This is a genomic window from Flavobacterium sp. KACC 22761 (assembly GCF_034058155.1).
In the GTDB taxonomy this organism is placed as follows: Bacteria; Bacteroidota; Bacteroidia; order Flavobacteriales; family Flavobacteriaceae; genus Flavobacterium.
In genome coordinates this window covers 856087-874935 of the sequence record NZ_CP139148.1, presented here as the reverse complement: position 1 = coordinate 874935, position 18849 = coordinate 856087, and the positions used below count along the sequence as shown (strand labels likewise).

The following is an 18849-nucleotide window of genomic DNA, read 5'->3' as shown; positions in this document are numbered from 1 at the left end:
GCAGAATCAAAATCATTGAAATTGAATACCGATAAAGAGTCTAAAATAGCCGATGTGCTACATAATTCGCTATCACCTAGAAATCTAAGAGCACATATTAATAATCTTAGTTATTTGCCTAGGTGGATTATTGTCGCCATAGATGTAATGGTTTTGATCTTTTCATTTACTTTTACTTATATGTTGTTTGAAGGAACAGCATTAGGGTATATTATTACTCCGCATGATTTTTATTTTGTTTCTAGTCTTATAGTTATTAATATATTTTTCTTTTGGCTATTTAGGACCTATTCTGGAATTATAAGGCATTCATCATATATCGATGCAATAAAGCTGTTGTTTTCCCAAATGTCGGTTTTGGTCTTCTTTTTGTTTTTCAATTTAGTTTTTGAGCTATACACAGGACATAAAGCTTTTTTGAATACAGCACTTTTTATCAATTTGGTTTTGTCATTTTGTGGATTGTTTTTGTATCGCGTGATTGTAAAACAAACCTTCGAATTGTATTTTTCAGAAAAGGCAAACACAAAATTGATTAGAACCGTGATTTATGGTACAGACGCGAATGCGATTTCTGTAGCCAATGCATTAAAGTTTGAAACACCTTCACGTTTTAAAATTGTTGGCTTTGTTGATAAAAACAATCAAAATGCATCCAAAAGAATGCTCGATTTGCCAATTTTGATCCTTCGCAAAAAATTACCGGCATTAATGCGTTCTGTGGCAGCAGAAGGAGTTATTATTGCTGATAAAAGTTTGTCTAAAGACGAGCAATTAATCATAGTTGACCAATGTTTGGAATTTAATTATAGAGTCTATACCGTTCCGCTTATTTCAGACTGGGAAAATCAAAAGGAAATTTCTCAAAAAGTTAAAAATATACAGATTGAAGATTTACTGGAAAGGAAGCCTATTGTTTTAGATAGTAAATCTATCTCTAAACAATTAAAAGACAAAACAATTCTTATTACAGGTGCAGCTGGATCTATAGGCAGCGAAATTGTGAGGCAAGTTCTTGGTTTCAATCCTAAAGTTGTCATTATTTTAGATCATGCTGAAACTCCTTTGCATAATTTATGCTTAGAGACTTACGCAATGAATTCTGAGTCTAAAATAGTGGCTGTGATTGCCGATGTCAAAAGTAAAAAAGCTCTAGAAAAGGTTTTCAAAAACTATAACCCTCATGTTGTTTTTCACGCAGCTGCTTATAAACATGTTCCTTTGATGGAAGAAAATCCGTCACAAGCTATTTTGACAAATATTAAAGGAACAAAGAATTTGGCAGACTTAGCATGTAAATACCATGTCAAAAAATTTGTTATGGTTTCTACAGACAAAGCTGTGAATCCTAGTAATGTTATGGGCGCAAGCAAGCGAATTGCAGAAAAATATGTTCAATCCTTATTTTTGAAAAATCAGAGGGAAAATAATGAAGCTGTTACAAAATTCATAACAACTCGTTTTGGAAATGTATTGGGGTCGAATGGTTCTGTAGTTCCATTGTTTACTAAACAAATTGCTGAAGGTGGGCCTGTAACAATAACACATCAAGATATTATCCGTTATTTTATGACCATTCCTGAGGCCTGTCAATTGGTTCTTGAAGCAGGAGCAATGGGTAACGGAGGCGAAATTTATATTTTTGATATGGGTAAGCCAGTTAGAATTATAGATTTGGCTAAAAAAATGATCAAATTAGCTGGTTTTATTCCGGATAAGGAAATTAAAATAAAAATTGTTGGTTTACGTCCAGGTGAAAAACTTTATGAAGAATTATTAAATGATACTTCCAAAACGTTGCCAACCTACCATAATAAAATTATGATTGCGCAAGAAATTCAAGATGAGTATGAAAACCTGCATACCGATATAGATGAACTCATTGGAATTGCAGATTTTTATGATAATGATGATATTGTAGCAAAAATGAAAAAGATTGTTCCAGAATTTAAAAGTATGAATTCTGCTTTTGAAGTTTTGGATAAATAATTCCTCAAAATAAACTGAGTTTTAATTTAAATGATATAAAAGGTGTTTTTTAAAAACACCTTTTTGCATTTTAATGATTTTGTTAACTACTAAAAATCTTGTTAAATAATCAAGAAGTCTTTTTTTGAATTGAATGCTAAAAAAAGATTCATTTATATTTTACAATGAAAACATTTTATCTAATATTGAACAAAATTTAAAACATTCTTCGAAATAACAAAAATGGAATTAAAAACGACTGTTTATCAAAAAGCAAATAATAAAAAACTTGGTAAACTTCTACGAGAAAGTCTTAGTGATATGTACAATTCTCGTTTTTTAGCAAAACAATTGGCTATCCGTGATATTAAAGCACAATATCGTCAATCTTTTTTAGGTATTCTTTGGGCGTTTATTACACCATTATCAACAGCATTAATTTGGATTATTTTGAGCAAATCAGGAACGGTAAAATTATCAGATACAGGTGTTCCTTATCCTGTTTTTGTTTTTGCCGGTACATTATTGTGGTCAATAGTTATAGAATCTATTAATGCACCAATGACAAACACCAATGGAGCACGAAGTATTATTACAAAAATTAATTTTCCAAAAGAAGCTTTAATTTTATCTGGTGTTTATAAATTGATCTCAAATAGCTTTGTAAAAATACTCTTATTACTAGTTTTTTTAATTGTTTATGGTGTAGGTTTTCATGTTTCTATTTTATTATTTCCGCTCGCTTTTATAGGAATTGTTTTTTTTGGAACTACCATCGGTTTATTTATTACTCCTTTAGGAATGCTTTATAATGATGTGGGGAAAATAATTAGTATGGGATTAAGTTTCTTAATGTATGCTACCCCCGTAGTATATGTAATTCCTAAAACCGGATTGTTAAAAATACTGATGGAAGCCAATCCTTTAACGCCATTGCTGTTAACAACTAAAAATTTATTGTTTGGCCAGCAAATAGAATACCTTTTGTATTATTTTGGAGTGTTTGCTGTTTGTATCCCTTTGTTTTTTATAGGATTAGTTTTTTACAGGATTTCTATTCCAATTATTGTTGAACGTATGAGTGCTTAATGATGAAAGAGAAAGAAGTATTAGTAAAAGTAGAAAATCTTTCTAAAAAGTTTTGCAAAGATCTAAAAACCAGTCTTTGGTATGGTGTAAAAGATTTATGTAACAATGTACTTGGGAATAAAGATGATAATATTCAAGAATTGCGACCGAAAGAATTTTGGGCGGTAAAAGACATTAATTTTGAATTACGCCGAGGCGAATGTCTAGGATTAATTGGCCATAATGGGGCAGGAAAATCAACCTTGTTGAAGATATTAAATGGATTAATTAATCCTGATGAAGGAAAGGTTACAATGAAAGGAAGGGTTTGTGCCTTAATTGAATTAGGTGCTGGCTTTAACCCCATCTTAACAGGAAGAGAAAACATATATAATAGTGGTGCTGTTTTAGGTTTTTCAAGAAATGAAATTGATTTAAAAGTTGAAGAAATTATTGATTTTGCTGAGATAAGAGAATTTATTGATATGCCTGTGCAAAATTACAGTAGCGGAATGAAAGTACGCTTGGGTTTTGCTGTGGCGGCACAGACGGAACCAGATGTGTTGATTATTGATGAGGTATTAGCGGTTGGTGATTTAGGTTTTAGGGTAAAATGCATGAACAGAATTACGGAATTATTAGCAAGTTCTGCCGTTATATTTGTGTCCCATTCAATGGCTCAAGTTACTACAATTTGTAATGAAGCAATGCTACTAGAGCATGGGAGATTGGATTTTTATAGTAAAAATGTTGGGGAGGTAGTAGAAAAGTATTTTTTTAAGTTTCAAACAAGTGATGAGCAATTAATTGGAGATGGAAGTGTAAAATTAAAAGTATTTAATTTCATAGAAAATTCAGAAAAAGTTATAGAAACTTCTATTAGAAATGGAGAGGATTTGAAAATAGAGTTTGAAATAGAAGCTGATAAGGATATTGAAAATTTAAAATTTAGGTTCGGTTTTTTTAATATTGAATACAAGCTTTTGGCAGAAGTTGATTCAGATACAGTAAATTTTGTTGGGAAAGTGATTAATGGAAAACTTAAAGTGAACCTACTTGTTAAAGGTTTATATTTAAAGTACGGAAAATATAGTATTCATTTGCATGTAATAAATCTAGATACAAATAAAAAAGTATTAAGACAAAGCAATATTGGTCATTTTATTGTGAAACCAACCATTTCAATTGGCGCCGATTTTTTATTGCCAAGTGAATGGGTTTAATTTTATGTAGATCTAAAATGGTTAATGTTGTATCAAGTAGAACCAAATAGCGAGATAAACCCTAATATTTTGGAAGCAGTGTTTAGTAAAGATTTATAGCTTGTATTGAGATTTATGTTAAATCATGAAAATTTTATTAAAGAGTTTGAAGATCATGAATTTTTATTTTATGATATTAATTGGTGGCCATTGATAAAAATCCAGGTCGCATATCAACTTCACTTAAAAAATAGCGGTATATTTAAATTAAATGATAACACAAAGTGTTTCTCTGAAGTTTCAATTAAATTAACTTTAAGAGATCGTCTAAAATTTTATCGAGAAGCTTTTAAAAGAAATGAGTCAGCTAAAAACATAATTGTTACTGATTCTGATAACAAAATTAACTTTGCGCCTAATTCGGAAACTCTTATTAATCCGTACACAGATCCATTTATAGATTATTTTGAAAAGTTAAATATCAATTACTGTCTTTTTGATTATAAAAAGGAAGATTTCTTTTTAGGTTTTAATATCAAAAATTTGAAAAAAGTTTATTTAGAACAGGTTAAAAATGAGTTTAATAATAATTCTGAAATCAAATTTAAGTTAAAGCAATTTTGTGATTTTTTAATTCAACAATACGGAAAAGACTTTAAGCTTTACAACCACTTAGTACAAAATATTATTATTAATCAAACTGAGTACTTTGCATATTTTAATATCTTAAAAAAAAGTAATGTAAAGAATATTCTGCTATATTGTTATTATAACAATACTATGATGAGCATTATTAGAGCAGCAAATCAGTTAAATATTGTGACAATAGAGTATCAGCACAGTCAAGTGACTTCAAATCATTTTGCATATAGCAGCTGGAAAGGAATGAGTGAAAGTGGAAAAGATTTTTTCCCTTCAAAAATTTGGACATGGAGACAGAGTGATGCTGAATATTTAGAAAAACAATTTCAAAGCATAAAAAATATAGAGTATTTAATTGGAGGAAATCTTTCTTTAGAATCATCTAAAAAAATAAAAACCATAAAGACAGACTCGTATATTAAGGTACTTGTTACGTTGCAAGGCACAGGATTACCTGATTATATAATTAATTGTTTAGAAAAACATGCTAATGTAGTATTGTATTTAAGATTGCATCCTCGTTATTCTCAAGATAAGAAAATATGCGAAATGCTTAAATTAAAATATAACAAACAAATAGAAATAGATAAGGCTAATTCATTAACCCTTTACGAGCTTTTTAGTTTTGCTGATTATCACTTAACTAATTTTTCTGGTTCTGCAATCGAAGCGGAATATTTTGACGTGACAAATATTATTTATGGTGAGAAAGGTTATTTGGCTTATGAAAATGAAATCAAAGCAAAAAAATATTTATTTATAAATGACCAAGATGATTTAGATTTTATATTTGAACAAAAAATAAAGTGCAAATCAAATTCAAAAGAAGAGAAAAAGGATATTTGTCAATTGATTAAAGAAAACTTTGTTTAGATGAAATTAGTTAGGCGCTTATATAGAAAATTAAAGAAAAATTTAATTGTCGGGCAAACAAAAAGGAAAGTTGAAAATGTAATTGATTCAAAAGTTCAATGCCTGGAATTAATAGATGAAAATGCAAAAGTCCAATTTTCAGAATTAAGAGGAAGAGTAAATGTTGGAGCAAGAAGTTTGCTTAATAAAGTGCTTTTTGATGGTACTATATCTATAGGTACAAATACTACAATTAATGGTCCTAGTACAGAATTCTATTCTTTAGAATATCCAATTAAAATTGGAAATTTTTGTTCTATTGCAAGAGGTACTAATATACAGGAGCATAATCACGATATTAATTGCGTAACAACTTATTTTATTAAATATAGAGTTTTTAATGACAAATATGGTTCAGATGCTGTTTCTAAAGGAGCTATTGAAATAGGAAATGACGTTTGGATTGGAACTGGTTCAACAATATTGACCGGAGTAAAAATTGGAGATGGAGCTGTAGTTGCCGCAAACGCAGTGGTGACAAGCAACATACCTCCCTATGCGATAGTTGGCGGAACACCAGCTAAGGTTTTGAAATATAGATTTTCTGATGAAATTATTAAAGAGTTATTGGAAATTAAATGGTGGGATTGGGAAATAGAAAAAATTAAAAAAAACAAAGATTTGTTTTATGGAGATTTAACAATGGAAAAATTGCAAAATTTGAAATGATCAATAATCCTAGAATATTAGTAATAGCCCATGAGCAATATTTAAATGGAGCATCTCATTCTTTAATTACTATTTTAGAAGGACTAAAAGCAAGATATGAATTTTTAGTAATTGTTCCAGACAATGGAATGATGGTTGATGAATTAAATAGAATCCAATTAAATTATGAGATATTAAACCTGCCAAGATGCGGGTATTTTAATTACTCTTCACTTCGAAATCATTTAAAGTTAACAATAAACTACTATAGAAGTAAAAGGGAATTTGATAAAAAATTGCTTTTGATTGCACAAAGATTTCTTCCTGATTTAGTTTATACTAATACTTCAGTTTTATCTTTTGGTTATCACTTGTCAAAAAAAATAAAAAAGCCCCATGTATGGCATATTAGAGAATACGGAGATAAGGACTTTAATATTTCATATATTCCATCTAGATATGCGATTATAAATAAAATTAAGGATAGTGCTGTTTCAATTTTTACCACACATTTGCTTAGAGAGCACTGGCTTGGCTCAAAAAAGATTAACTCAGAAGTTATTTATAATGGCGTACTAGAATACAATATTGATCATGCCAAAGAAAAAAAAAGCGATTTAGTTACAATTGGTATTGTAGGTATCATTATGACTGCTAAAAATCAAGATTTTGCATTACAGGTTTTTAAGGAATGTTTTAAAGAAAATAAAAACTTACGATTAAATATATACGGCACGATTTCAAATCAGAATTATTATTTAACATTGAACGAAATTATTGAATCTAATAATTTGTCTGATTATATTAGTTTTTTTGGATATGTGCCAAATACAGAAATTTATAAGGAAATAGATATATTAATGAGTTGCTCTAAAGACGAAGCATTTGGCAGAACTTTAATTGAAGCAATGAGTCATAAAATACCAGTATTAGCTAGAAATAGCGGTGGACCTTCTGAAATTCTAAACGACAATTATGAGTTGTCATTATATAATACTCTTAACGAAGCAATAATTAAAGTGAATAATTTGATAAATGATCCTGATGTATACAAAAAATCTTCAGAAGCGGGTTACAAATTAGCAATGGATTATTTTGCTAAAGATACTTATATACAAAGTATAGCTTCTGTTTTTAATAAATTAATATGAAAAATAAAGTCAAACCCATAGCAATTCATCTTCCACAATTTCATCCAATACCTGAAAATGATTTATGGTGGGGAAAAGGTTTTACAGAATGGACTAATGTAACTAAGGCGCAACCAAGATTTAAAGGACATTATCAGCCTCATTTGCCAGCAGATTTAGGTTTTTATGATTTGCGATTAGAAGAGGCACGTCTAGCTCAAGAAGATCTAGCTAAACAATATGGTGTCTATGGATTTTGTTACTACCATTATTGGTTTAATGGTAAACGTATTATGAACGAACCCATTGACAGAAAAATGCAAAATCAAAAAGAAGATTTTCCGTTTATGTTCTGTTGGGCAAATGAAAATTGGACTAGAGCTTGGGATGGGAGTATAAAGGATATTTTATTAGAGCAAAATTATTCAGCAGAAGATGATCGAGAACATATAAAATTTTTATTGTCTTTTTTTAAAGATGAAAGATATATACGGGTAAATAATAAACCATTTTTTATTTTTTATAAACCTGATTTGTTTCCAGATATGGCAAACACTATTGCTATTTTTAGAGAGGAGGCAAGAAAGGAAAATATTGAACTTTATTTGGGATGTTTTGAACGTTGGATTGGATGGGATAAAGAAAAATTGTTGAGCTTTGATTTTGATGCGATAATTGAATTTCAGCCTTTATCTAGGTCAATGAAGAGTTTTAAAGCTCAAATTGAAAACAGAAAAAAAAGTTTTGTAAAACGTATTGAAAATAAACTGCGCAAGAAATTCAAATTGAGAAGTAAAGTTAAGAATAAAGATTTTAGGGTTGATTATAAAGAGTTTATCGAGTATGATCTTCAAAATAGAACCAAAGGCGTATACCCGGGAGTTACCCCAATGTGGGATAATTCATCTAGACGAACTGGACAGAATGCAATTATGCTTAATGATAGCACTCCGGAATTATTTAAATATTGGTACAAAAACAAAACGACAACTAAAAATTTTGAAGGTTTAGATGATTCTTTTGTATTTATAAATGCATGGAATGAGTGGGCAGAAGGGAATCATTTAGAGCCTTGCCAAAAATGGGGAACATCTTATCTTGAAGCGCTAGTATGAAAACGGCAGTTGTCATAGCGACATATAATCCTTTAAAATGGATTGAAAAATGTTTAGACAGTTTGATTCAGAGTACAATTTCAGTTGAGATTCTGATTATAGATAACAACTCTACAGATGGTTTTCAAGAAATTTTAAAATCGAAATATCCGCAAATAATGTTTGTACAAAGTTCATCTAATTTGGGTTTTGGAGCAGCAAATAATATAGGTATCCGAAAAGCATATAATAATGATGCTGATTTCGTTTTTTTATTGAATCAAGATGCTTGGGTACAACCAGATACCATCGAAAAATTAATAAGTGCACAACAAAAGCAACCTGAATATGGAATTATAAGCCCAATGCATTTGAATGGCAAAGGAGATGAGCTCGATTATAATTTTTCTAATTATATTATTCCGTATCAATGCAAAAAATTGTATTCAGATATTTATTTAAATAAAATACAACCAAATGTTTATCAAGTAAGTTTTGTTAATGCAGCAGGTTGGTTATTGTCACGTAAGTGCATAGAATTAGTCGGCGGATTTAATCCTTCTTTTTTTCATTATGGTGAAGATGATAATTATGTAGAACGAGTGCATTTTCATGGAATGAAAGTGGGAATTTTGGCCATAACAGAGTTATTTCATGATAGGGACGAAGTAAACAAAAGTGTTTATTTCCATGATTCACAATTAATTTATAAGAGAAAAATTTTATTGAAGGCCTCTAATCCTTTCAATCAATTTTCATTTGAATTGGAAAATAAAAAACTCTATAAATTTGCGGCTAGAGCTCTGTTGTCTTTTAGGTTTAAACTTTTTTTGAAAATCAAAGTACAGATACAAATATTAAATAGTTTGGATAAAAAAGGTATAATAAGCAGAAGAAACGAAAGTAGGAACTCCAATTTATCATTTTTAAATTAATAATGGAGAATCCTCTTTTTTCAATATTAGTAGCAAATTATAATAATGGTCATTTTTTTAAGGACTGTTATGAAAGTGTATTAAATCAGACTTATTATAACTGGGAAGTAATTATTGTAGATGACGCTTCGACTGATAATTCAGTTGAAATAATAAAACAGATAACAGGAGATGATAGTCGTTTTAAGTTATTTGAGAACAAAAATAATAAAGGTTGTGGCTATACAAAAAACAGATGTGCACAACTAGCACAAGGAGAAATTTTAGGATTTTTAGATCCTGATGATGCATTGAAAGAAAATGCTCTAGAAGTTATGGTGTCAGAGCATATAAAAATTTTAAAAGCAGCTATTATTACTTCAAAATACGAGTTCGTAGACTTAGAAATGAATTTTAAAGAAGCTAGTAAATATGGATCTTTTGTGCCTTCAAATAAATCATATCTTACTTATGCTAAAGGAGCATTAACACATTTTGCAACATTCAAAAAAAGTTTTTATTTAGATTCCCCCGGTATAGATAGCAAGATGAAAAGGGCGGTCGATCAAGATTTATATTATAAACTTGAAGAGACAGGGAGTCATTCCTTTGTTGATAAAGTATTGTATAGCTATAGGGTCCACAAAAACAGTATATCCTGTAATGATAATTTATATAAAGCAGAATATTGGCATTTTTATGCTATAAATAAGGCTTATAAAAGAAGAAAAAAACAAAAAATGGAAATAGATAATTTTACAAGCGAATATATTAGGTTATATCGTTCCAATTATTATCTGTCAAGATTTGTTAAATTAAAATTCTCAACGAAATATAAATCAAAGTTTTATTTTTTAATAAAAGCTTTTTTAGCAGATCCATTTCATGAGTTTAAATTAAAATTTAAAAGTTTATTATTATTAATACTTGGACGAATATGAGTGGAGGACCTTTAATATCAGTAGTTCTACCAGTATACAACTGTGCAATGTATATTGAAGATGCTGTTAATTCTATTTTGACTCAAACCATTCAGGATTTTGAGATAATTATTATTGATGACCATTCTATTGATGATACCGTTAAAATAATTGATAGCATTGGAGATAAAAGGATTAAGCTTATACTTAAGCAGCAAAATAAAGGACTTATTGATAGTCTTAATATTGGTTTTAGAGAAGCTAAAGGAAAATATATTGCGCGTATGGACGGTGATGATATTAGTTGGCCTGATAGATTTCAAAAACAATTAGAAATTTTAGAAAATAATCATGATATTAAAGCATGTGGCGGCTGGCTTCAAGAGTTTGATTGTTCAAATAAGATAATAAAGTATAAAAAAAGTCATGACGAAATAGTTTCCAGACTTCTTTTATCATGTTCAATGTCTTTATGCAGTGTTATGCTTGAAAGATCGTGGTGTAAAGATTATATTTTTGATAAAACAAAATTACATGTTGAGGATTATGATTTCTGGGCAAATATGGCTTGGTCAGGAAAATTTTATAATATACAGGAGGTGTTGTATAATTATAGAGTTCATGAGTCACAAGTATCTACTCGTTATAAATCAATACAAATACAAGGCGATATAGGTATAAAATTGTTTTTATTTAAAAAATTGCAATACGACACTAAATTGTTTAGTGATGCTGTAATAGTAAAAATGTTATTATTGGATAAACCTATTGAATTAAAAGACTTGAAATTGTTTTTAAAATGGCTAAACAATTTAAAATTTTTAAACAAAAAAACTCAAATTTATTCTCCAATCGAACTAGAGAAAGTTTTGAAAATTTTAAAGAGATCGATTCTGTTCTCTCTTTATTTTAAAAAGACTTCAATCGGAATTACAAAAAAATGGAGAACAAAGGCTTTATTTGAATTGTCTTTACAGGATATCTCATATGTTTTAAAAATTAAATCTAGAGAGTATTTAAAAACAAAATTATTAAAATGAAGAATGAAAATGTTTCTTTCGAAACACAATTTGGATTGTCTTTTTTAAGAATAATGGCAACTTTCTCCGTTATACTTATTCATGTTTCAGCATCTTTAGTTACAAAATATGGTCAAATTTCCTTTTTTGATTGGAATGTTGCTAATTTTTTTGACAGTATCAGCAGATATTCTGTCCCTATGTTTTTTATGATCAGCGGTGCTTTATTATTGGGCAGAGATTATGAACTAATTGATTTTTTAAAGAAAAGATTGGGTAAGATACTTCCGCCATTTATAATTTGGTCAACGATTTATAGTCTTTTAAATCGTTATTTATTTGGAGAAGACTCGTTCAATTTAGTTAAAGTTGTGAAAGATGTTTTTTATGGTTCAAAGTATCATTTATGGTTTATATTTGCTTTATTAGGGGTTTATTTAATGGTACCAATTTTGAGAAAATGGATAAAAAATGCGTCTAATAAGGAGATACAATATGTATTGATTATTTGGTTACTTACTCTGACTCTTACAATACCGAATTTGAAAATTTATTTTCCGAAAATTGATTTGGCCTATTTTTCTGGTTATATAGGTTATTTCATTTTAGGTTATTATTTATCGATGTTTAAATTTAAAAAAGCAGTTCCTATTTTGTTTATTATTTTAGGTCTTGCCATTACATTTATAGGAACATGTCATTTTACAGTTTTAAATTCTGAACCCTATTATTATTTTTATGAGTATTTGTCTTTAAATACATTTTTGGTTAGTTCAGGACTATTTATGCTTTTTAATAAAGCAAATAGTTCAAAGAAAAATATTCATTTATTTGTAGGACGATTAAATCAATTATGTTTTGGTATTTATTTAATTCATCCATTAGTTTTAAATCAGTTTAATTTAATCGGTTTTAATGTATATATAGCTAGTCCGATTATAAGTATTTTGACGGTCACATTTGTATGTTTTTCTGTCTGCAGTGTGGTAACCTTTTGTTTAAAACAATTAAAATATGGATACTTAATTGTTTAAAAAAAATAATTTAGTGATAAAATAACTTAGATATCACAATATACTAGGTTTTAATAATAAAGGAATAAATTGAAGTTGGATGCGATTAGCAGGTAAAAGAATATTATTGGTTCTTCATCAAGGTGCATTAGGCGGAGCTGAAAGGCAGGCTTTAGGATTAGGAAAATATCTCTCAAAGGAATGTAATTGTAATGTCGATTTGCTTTTAACTTTTTCCAGCGAAACAACAACTGAATTTGATGATTATGTAAAAGAATGTGGCATTAATAATGTTTTGTACTTTGGTCCACCCTATCTTATTTTTAAAAGGGAGTTTTCAATATTAAATATAAAGCGACTAAAATGGTCAGTAGAATATTTAATGCGCCTGAGAAAAGAAATAAAAAAATACAATCCTGAAATTATTATTCCTTTTTTAAATTTTCCTTCAAAAATTTCTTATTACTTATACAAACTTGTGCCCTCTGTTAAATTTACTTTTTGGCACCAATTGGGTTTAGATACCCTAAGTTTAGACATTTTTGAAAAAATTGCTGTTAATAATATACCGCTTGTGATTGGTAATGCATCAAATTGTTTAGAGATGTTTACCTCACCTTATTCTATAAATAGGGAAAAATTAAATATACTTCCTCAATATCTATCTTTGACAAAAGAAATTGGAGACAAAAAATTATTACGCAGAAAATATAATATTCAAGAAAATGCAATTGTAATTGGAATGGTTGCACATTATCGCGAAGAAAAATTTCATGAACTTTTATTACAGTCGTTTGTTAAATTAAATGAAATTCATAAAAATATTCATTTAGTTTTTTTAGGTAATCGATTTAATACAAGCGCAACACAGACAAAATTTGATAATCTATTAAATATTGTTAAAAACAATTGCTTAGAAAATAATGTCTCTTTATTGTCAGAAGAAAAGGTTACTGATATATTAAGTTGTATTGACATAGGCGTCTTAGTTTCAAGGATTGAAGGTATGCCAAATGCAGTTATGGAATATATGTTATACGGATTGCCGGTAATAACTACAAACCATCCGGGCTGTGTCGAATTATTAGGGGAATCTGAATTCTTAATTGATAACAATGAGGAAATATTATTTGAAAAACTAAATAAATTAATTGCTTCAGATAGTTTAAGAAAGATCGAAGGAGATTTAAATTTACTGAAAATAAAAAAGTACGATGTAGAATCATATGTGCATAAACTTGAAAAAATAATAAGCAAAAAGATGAAAAATTGATTTATAACTTATGCAAAAAAATAGTTCTTTAATTTCTATAATAATCCCTTGTTACAACGACTATCAATATATCGAGCAAGCTATAAATTCAGCATTAAATCAAACACATTTAAATAAAGAAGTTATAGTTGTTGATGATGGTTCAGACTTAAAAACTAAAGAGGTTTTAAAAAGACTTGAACCAAAAATCACAAAGCTGATTACCCAAGAAAATCAGGGACAAAGTAAAGCAAGAAATATAGGAATCGAAGCTTCAAAGGGTCAATACATTCTGGTATTAGATAGTGATGATTTTTTTGACCTGAGTTTTTGCCAAAAAGCAATGGAAATCTTTTTAAGTAATGAAGATGTTAAATTGGTAACCTGTCAAGCTAATTTGCTTTTCAAAGATGGATCGTCAAGAATATTCACTCCAAAAGGAGGGGGGATAACTGATTTTATATTTGGAAATAGTGCCTTAGGGACATCAATGTTTAAAAAGGCAGATTGGAATGCATGTGGTGGTTATGATGAAGAAATGCGTAATGGCTTTGAGGATTGGGAATTTTTCATTCGACTTTTAAAAAATGGTGGTCAGGCAGTGGTAATTCCAGAGCCATTATACACATATAGGAAAAGAAATTATTCGACAACAAGTATAGCAAATTCAAAAAAATATGAATTATTAACGTATGTTTTTAATAAAAATAAAACTTTATATATAGAGAATTTTGAATTATATACCGATTATCTTCTAAAGTTAGTTCAAAAAGAGGAGATTGAGAAAAAAAAGAAAATGAATTCAATAGATTACAAAATAGGGACTTTTGTACTCAAACCTTTTAGAATTATAAAATCATTTTTTAAATAAATGCAACCAAAAGTAACCATTATTATGGCGACCTACAATAGGGCGCATTTTATTGTTGAAACATTACAATCAATACAAAAACAAACCTATTTAAATTGGGAATGTTTAATCATTGATGACGGCGGGAATGATAATACCAGCGAAGTTATCAATCAAATCTTAAATGAAGATTTACGTTTTAAATTCTTAAAACGCCCAGATACTTACCAAAAAGGCTTGCCTGGATGCAGAAATTATGGACTAGATCTAGCTAAAGGATCGAGAATTATTTTTTTTGATGATGATGATATAGTGCATCCTCAGAATCTGGAATTGTGTGTAAATGAATTAGAGGAAACAGAAATATTTTTTTGCAGATATGAACGAGAAGTCTTTACTGGAAACTTTAATTATGACTTTGATTATTCAAGAGAATATTCGTCTTTTTTCATCGATGTTAATGATTTAGAAAAAATGTTAAAAAATAATTTGCCCTTCAATTCATGTGCAGTTATGTGGAAAAAAGAATGTTTTATAAATAATCGATTTATGGAACACCTTATGTATGCAGAAGAATGGGAGCTATATTCAAGAATATTATCATCAGGAATTAAAGGGATTTCTATAAAAAAGAGTCTGTTCTACGGTAGAAAACATTTACAATCAAATACGGGTGAATTCTTTGCTCATAATCCTATCAGAAGGAAATCGCATTGTGATGCTATACTATTAGTAGTCAAAAATCTTAAAGAAAAGCGATTAGCTACCAATTCGTTAATTCGTTATTTTATTTCGGCTTCATTAGATTATAAAGAATATGATTTATTTGGCCAAATTCTAAAAATTCTAAATTTGCCCTTAACTCAAGAAATAAAATGGCAAATCTATTACAGATCATATTTTTTGCGTTCGCCAATTTATAAAATGAAAAAAAACTTCAAAAAATGAAAATTCTCCTTTGTTTTGGAACGCGCCCAGAAGCCATAAAAATGGCTCCGCTATATCATGAACTTAAAAATAATAATATAGAAGTTCTTGTATGCGTTACAGCACAGCATCGTGAAATGCTGGACCAAGTTTTAGATTTTTTTGAAATTAAGCCTGAATTTGATTTAGACTTAATGCAGCCAAACCAAACTTTAAATAATTTGAGTGCTCTCATTTTAAGCAAAATGGACGAGGTGCTTTTGGAAGTTAACCCAGATTTGGTTTCTGTGCATGGAGATACAACAACTTCTTCAATGGTTGCCTTGACTGCATTTCATCGCGGAATAAAAGTTGCTCACGTTGAGGCCGGACTCAGAACTTACAATAAACAATCTCCTTTTCCAGAAGAAATTAATAGACAGTTAACAGGAAAGCTGGCCGATATTCATTTTACACCAACAAATGAAGCAACTAATAATTTAATAAAAGAAGGTATACCTCAAGAAGCTATTATTCAAACGGGAAATACCGTTGTTGATGCTTTGTTTTGGACTATAAATAAAATTGAAAAAGAAAATTATACCCATCCTGAAATTGAAGAATTAAAAAACATAATTCCGACAAATAAAAAAATTGTATTAGTAACAGGTCATCGTAGGGAAAATTTCGGAGACGGGATGAAGAATCTTTGTGAAGCATTATTGACAATATCTAAACGAGAAGATGTCATTGTTTTGTATCCCGTACATTTGAACCCAAATGTAAAAGATGTTGTGAATCAGCTATTATCGGATAAAGAAAATATTTTGCTTGTAAAACCAGTATCTTATCCTGCTTTTGTATGGTTAATGAAACAATCTTTTTTAATAGTCACAGATTCTGGAGGAATACAAGAAGAAGCTCCATCTTTAGGGAAACCAGTAGTAGTTACAAGAACTGTTTCTGAAAGGCCTGAAGGAATCACTGCAGGATTCTCGAGATTGGTTGGTACTGATCCAAAAAAAATTGTGAATACAATTCAAGGCATTTTAGACAATTTTACTGGCTTTGATAATATGAGGAATCCTTATGGGAATGGGAATGCATCGAGTGAAATTGTGAGTTTTTTGCTAAAGCAACATTAAAATGAGGATATTAGTAATAGCCGAATCTATCAATATTGAAGATAGCAGTGGATCTAAAGCAAATGTAGCATTAGTTAATAACTTAGTAGATGCTGGATTTGAGGTGATGGTTTATCATTATACACTAAAAAACATTAAGCTAAATAATGTCAACACCTATGCAATTCCTGAAATAAAAACAAGCATTAATTATTTTTTAAGCAGATTTCAACGCGTTATTAGCCGAAATTTTAAAATTAATTTAGCTCCTTTTTTAGAGCGATTATTTGGTTTTTCATTTACTTTTTTTAACGATACAAATAGTATTGCAAAAGCTTTAAGAAATAATAAGTTTAATTCTGATCTAGTAATAACATTAAGTAAAGGAGCTAGTTTTAGGCCTCATTATGCAATTTTAAAAGTTCCAGAGCTACATAATAAATGGATGGCTTATATTCATGATCCGTACCCTTTCCATTTTTATCCAAGACCTTACAATTGGGTCGAACCTAATTATGCTCGAAAAGAATTATTTTTTAAAGAACTTGCACAAAAAGCAGTATATAGCGCTTTCCCAAGTCAGTTGTTGCAGGAATGGATGAGCAGCTATTTTCCTGAGTTTTCTAAAACAGGTATACTAATTCCTCATCAAAATGAAAAATATAAAGTCCAAAACGAAAATTTCCCATCTTATTTTGATCCAGAAAAATTCAATCTGCTTCACGCAGGTAATTTAATGAAGCAGCGTTCACCAAGAGGTTTAATAGAAGGTTTCAAAATGTTTTTAGAGCAAAATTCAGAGGCAAAAAAAGATGCTAAACTCCTTTTGTTAGGTAATGCATCGTATCATGCTGATATGCTCGAAGATTATGCAAAAAATAGTCCCGAAATATATATCTATAACGGAAATAAACTATTTGATGAGGTATATTATTTGCAAAAAAATGTGTCTGTTAATATAATTCTTGAGGCAAAGGGAGAAATTAGTCCATTTCTTCCAGCTAAATTCCCGCACTGTATAGAAGCAAACAAAATTATTCTTTCGTTGGCTCCCTATTATAGTGAAACCAGAAGACTACTTGGCAATGATTATGAATATTGGTCAGAAGTCGATGATATACATAGAATATCATCTTTAATAGAGAAATTATATCAGTTATGGAAACAAGACCAAAGTAATCTAGCTTTAAACCGAAAAGATTTGGAAGAATATGTTTCTGTTGCGCATCTTAAAGAAACGATTAATAAATTATTGAATTAATGACTAAAATTACCTTTTCAATCCTTATTAGTACCAAGAATCGTAAAGATGATTTAGGTTTTACACTCCAAAAAATTAAGTATTTATTAGATCGGGAGGATGTTACTTGTGTTGTTTTTGATGATGGATCTACTGATGGAACTACAGAATTCATAAAAGAGAATTTTCCGCAGATCATTTTGCATACAAATAAAATATCTAAAGGATATTTATATTGCCGGAACAAAATGCTAAACGAAACAACAGCTGATTTTGCTATTTCATTAGATGATGACGCCCATTTTGTTACAGAAAAACCACTGGAACTAATTGAGGATTATTTTGCCAAAAATGAGAAAGCTGGGGTATTAGGATTTCGAGTTTTTTGGTCTAAATTAAGTCCAATTTCTGCTTATACTAATGAAGAAACGGTTAGGATGAAAAGTTTTGTAGGATGTGCACATGTATGGCGGATGCAAGCTTGGCAAGAAATTCCAAATTATCCAGAATGGTTTGTTTTTTATGGAGAAGAAGATTTTGCATCATATCAATTGTTTAAAAAAAACTGGGAAGTTGACTACCTGCCAGAAGTTTTGGTTAATCATAGAGTCGATGTGAGTGGGAGAAAAAAAAATAAAGATTACAGTACCCGTTTGAGAAGATCTCTGCGAGCAGGTTGGTATTTATATTTTTTATTTTATCCTCTAGATGAAATTCCTAAACGTTTTTTATATACTTTATGGATACAGTTTAAAACAAAAGTATTTAAAGGCGATTTTAAAGCTTTGTATGCTATTTTAAGAGCATTGTTAGATTTGATTTATAATTTGGTAAGATTAGTTAAGCAGAGTAATAGACTAACTAGAACAGAATTTGATGAATTTATGAAATTATCTGATACAAAATTGTATTGGAGGCCTGAACATGAAAAAATATGCAATTAAAGT

General features: G+C 29.4%; 17 protein-coding genes. All 17 read left to right on the top strand.

The features are described from left to right. Positions 1 to 21 precede the first annotated feature (21 nt). The 17 genes from SCB73_RS03805 to SCB73_RS03725 all read left to right on the top strand — a co-directional run bounded on the left by SCB73_RS03805 (position 22) and on the right by SCB73_RS03725 (position 18846). A complete protein-coding gene (locus SCB73_RS03805) occupies positions 22 to 1989 on the top strand; it encodes a polysaccharide biosynthesis protein (protein ID WP_320568823.1) in 1968 nt (655 codons plus the stop codon). A gap of 222 nt (positions 1990 to 2211) precedes the next feature. Then, positions 2212 to 3057, top strand: a complete 846-nt coding sequence (locus SCB73_RS03800; protein ID WP_320568822.1) for an ABC transporter permease — start codon at positions 2212 to 2214, stop codon at positions 3055 to 3057. Positions 3058 to 3059: 2 nt separating this feature from the next. Next, entirely contained in the window at positions 3060 to 4259 is a 1200-nt protein-coding gene (locus SCB73_RS03795; protein ID WP_320568821.1) for an ABC transporter ATP-binding protein, read from the top strand. Between the two features lie 114 nt (positions 4260 to 4373). Then, positions 4374 to 5753, top strand: coding sequence for a hypothetical protein (locus tag SCB73_RS03790; protein WP_320568820.1), 1380 nt, complete (start codon positions 4374 to 4376; stop codon positions 5751 to 5753). Next, complete coding sequence (locus SCB73_RS03785; protein WP_320568819.1) at positions 5754 to 6461, top strand: CatB-related O-acetyltransferase; 708 nt, start codon at positions 5754 to 5756, stop codon at positions 6459 to 6461. It abuts the gene before it with no gap. After that, the gene (locus SCB73_RS03780) at positions 6458 to 7591 is read left to right on the top strand and encodes a glycosyltransferase family 4 protein (RefSeq protein WP_320568818.1); all 1134 of its coding nucleotides are present in this window, start codon (positions 6458 to 6460) and stop codon (positions 7589 to 7591) included. Before SCB73_RS03785 ends, SCB73_RS03780 begins: the two co-directional genes overlap by 4 nt. Further along, positions 7588 to 8685, top strand: coding sequence for a glycosyltransferase WbsX family protein (locus tag SCB73_RS03775; RefSeq protein WP_320568817.1), 1098 nt, complete (start codon positions 7588 to 7590; stop codon positions 8683 to 8685). Before SCB73_RS03780 ends, SCB73_RS03775 begins: the two co-directional genes overlap by 4 nt. Continuing rightward, a complete protein-coding gene (locus tag SCB73_RS03770) occupies positions 8682 to 9599 on the top strand; it encodes a glycosyltransferase family 2 protein (RefSeq protein ID WP_320568816.1) in 918 nt (305 codons plus the stop codon). Before SCB73_RS03775 ends, SCB73_RS03770 begins: the two co-directional genes overlap by 4 nt. Before the next feature lie 2 nt (positions 9600 to 9601). After that, entirely contained in the window at positions 9602 to 10519 is a 918-nt protein-coding gene (locus tag SCB73_RS03765) for a glycosyltransferase family 2 protein (RefSeq protein ID WP_320568815.1), read from the top strand. Next, a complete protein-coding gene (locus SCB73_RS03760; protein WP_320568814.1) occupies positions 10516 to 11538 on the top strand; it encodes a glycosyltransferase family 2 protein in 1023 nt (340 codons plus the stop codon). Before SCB73_RS03765 ends, SCB73_RS03760 begins: the two co-directional genes overlap by 4 nt. Next, positions 11535 to 12551: an acyltransferase gene (locus SCB73_RS03755; RefSeq protein ID WP_320568813.1), complete on the top strand. Its 1017-nt coding sequence runs from the start codon at positions 11535 to 11537 to the stop codon at positions 12549 to 12551. Before SCB73_RS03760 ends, SCB73_RS03755 begins: the two co-directional genes overlap by 4 nt. Before the next feature lie 79 nt (positions 12552 to 12630). Further along, positions 12631 to 13803 carry a glycosyltransferase gene (locus SCB73_RS03750; RefSeq protein ID WP_320568812.1) on the top strand — a complete coding sequence of 391 codons (1173 nt, stop codon included), beginning with the start codon at positions 12631 to 12633 and terminating at the stop codon, positions 13801 to 13803. Between the two features lie 10 nt (positions 13804 to 13813). Then, positions 13814 to 14653 (top strand): glycosyltransferase family A protein, encoded by an 840-nt coding sequence (locus SCB73_RS03745; protein ID WP_320568811.1) that lies wholly within the window; start codon positions 13814 to 13816, stop codon positions 14651 to 14653. Continuing rightward, positions 14654 to 15580 (top strand): glycosyltransferase family 2 protein, encoded by a 927-nt coding sequence (locus SCB73_RS03740; protein ID WP_320568810.1) that lies wholly within the window; start codon positions 14654 to 14656, stop codon positions 15578 to 15580. Continuing rightward, entirely contained in the window at positions 15577 to 16683 is a 1107-nt protein-coding gene (gene wecB, locus SCB73_RS03735; protein WP_320568809.1) for a non-hydrolyzing UDP-N-acetylglucosamine 2-epimerase, read from the top strand. The genes SCB73_RS03740 and wecB overlap by 4 nt, the downstream gene beginning before the upstream one ends. Before the next feature lies 1 nt (position 16684). Beyond that, positions 16685 to 17923, top strand: coding sequence for a glycosyltransferase family protein (locus tag SCB73_RS03730; RefSeq protein WP_320568808.1), 1239 nt, complete (start codon positions 16685 to 16687; stop codon positions 17921 to 17923). Then, entirely contained in the window at positions 17923 to 18846 is a 924-nt protein-coding gene (locus SCB73_RS03725) for a glycosyltransferase family 2 protein (protein WP_320568807.1), read from the top strand. Before SCB73_RS03730 ends, SCB73_RS03725 begins: the two co-directional genes overlap by 1 nt. Positions 18847 to 18849 lie beyond the last annotated feature (3 nt).

Coding starts and splice junctions, on each gene's coding strand:
- SCB73_RS03760 (WP_320568814.1), top strand. CDS start 10,516: ATGAGTGGAGGACCTTTAATATCAGTAGTTCTACCAGTATACAACTGT.
- wecB (WP_320568809.1), top strand. CDS start 15,577: ATGAAAATTCTCCTTTGTTTTGGAACGCGCCCAGAAGCCATAAAAATG.
- SCB73_RS03725 (WP_320568807.1), top strand. CDS start 17,923: ATGACTAAAATTACCTTTTCAATCCTTATTAGTACCAAGAATCGTAAA.
- SCB73_RS03765 (WP_320568815.1), top strand. CDS start 9,602: ATGGAGAATCCTCTTTTTTCAATATTAGTAGCAAATTATAATAATGGT.
- SCB73_RS03785 (WP_320568819.1), top strand. CDS start 5,754: ATGAAATTAGTTAGGCGCTTATATAGAAAATTAAAGAAAAATTTAATT.
- SCB73_RS03730 (WP_320568808.1), top strand. CDS start 16,685: ATGAGGATATTAGTAATAGCCGAATCTATCAATATTGAAGATAGCAGT.
- SCB73_RS03780 (WP_320568818.1), top strand. CDS start 6,458: ATGATCAATAATCCTAGAATATTAGTAATAGCCCATGAGCAATATTTA.
- SCB73_RS03800 (WP_320568822.1), top strand. CDS start 2,212: ATGGAATTAAAAACGACTGTTTATCAAAAAGCAAATAATAAAAAACTT.
- SCB73_RS03740 (WP_320568810.1), top strand. CDS start 14,654: ATGCAACCAAAAGTAACCATTATTATGGCGACCTACAATAGGGCGCAT.
- SCB73_RS03770 (WP_320568816.1), top strand. CDS start 8,682: ATGAAAACGGCAGTTGTCATAGCGACATATAATCCTTTAAAATGGATT.
- SCB73_RS03795 (WP_320568821.1), top strand. CDS start 3,060: ATGAAAGAGAAAGAAGTATTAGTAAAAGTAGAAAATCTTTCTAAAAAG.
- SCB73_RS03775 (WP_320568817.1), top strand. CDS start 7,588: ATGAAAAATAAAGTCAAACCCATAGCAATTCATCTTCCACAATTTCAT.
- SCB73_RS03750 (WP_320568812.1), top strand. CDS start 12,631: ATGCGATTAGCAGGTAAAAGAATATTATTGGTTCTTCATCAAGGTGCA.
- SCB73_RS03755 (WP_320568813.1), top strand. CDS start 11,535: ATGAAGAATGAAAATGTTTCTTTCGAAACACAATTTGGATTGTCTTTT.
- SCB73_RS03745 (WP_320568811.1), top strand. CDS start 13,814: ATGCAAAAAAATAGTTCTTTAATTTCTATAATAATCCCTTGTTACAAC.
- SCB73_RS03790 (WP_320568820.1), top strand. CDS start 4,374: ATGTTAAATCATGAAAATTTTATTAAAGAGTTTGAAGATCATGAATTT.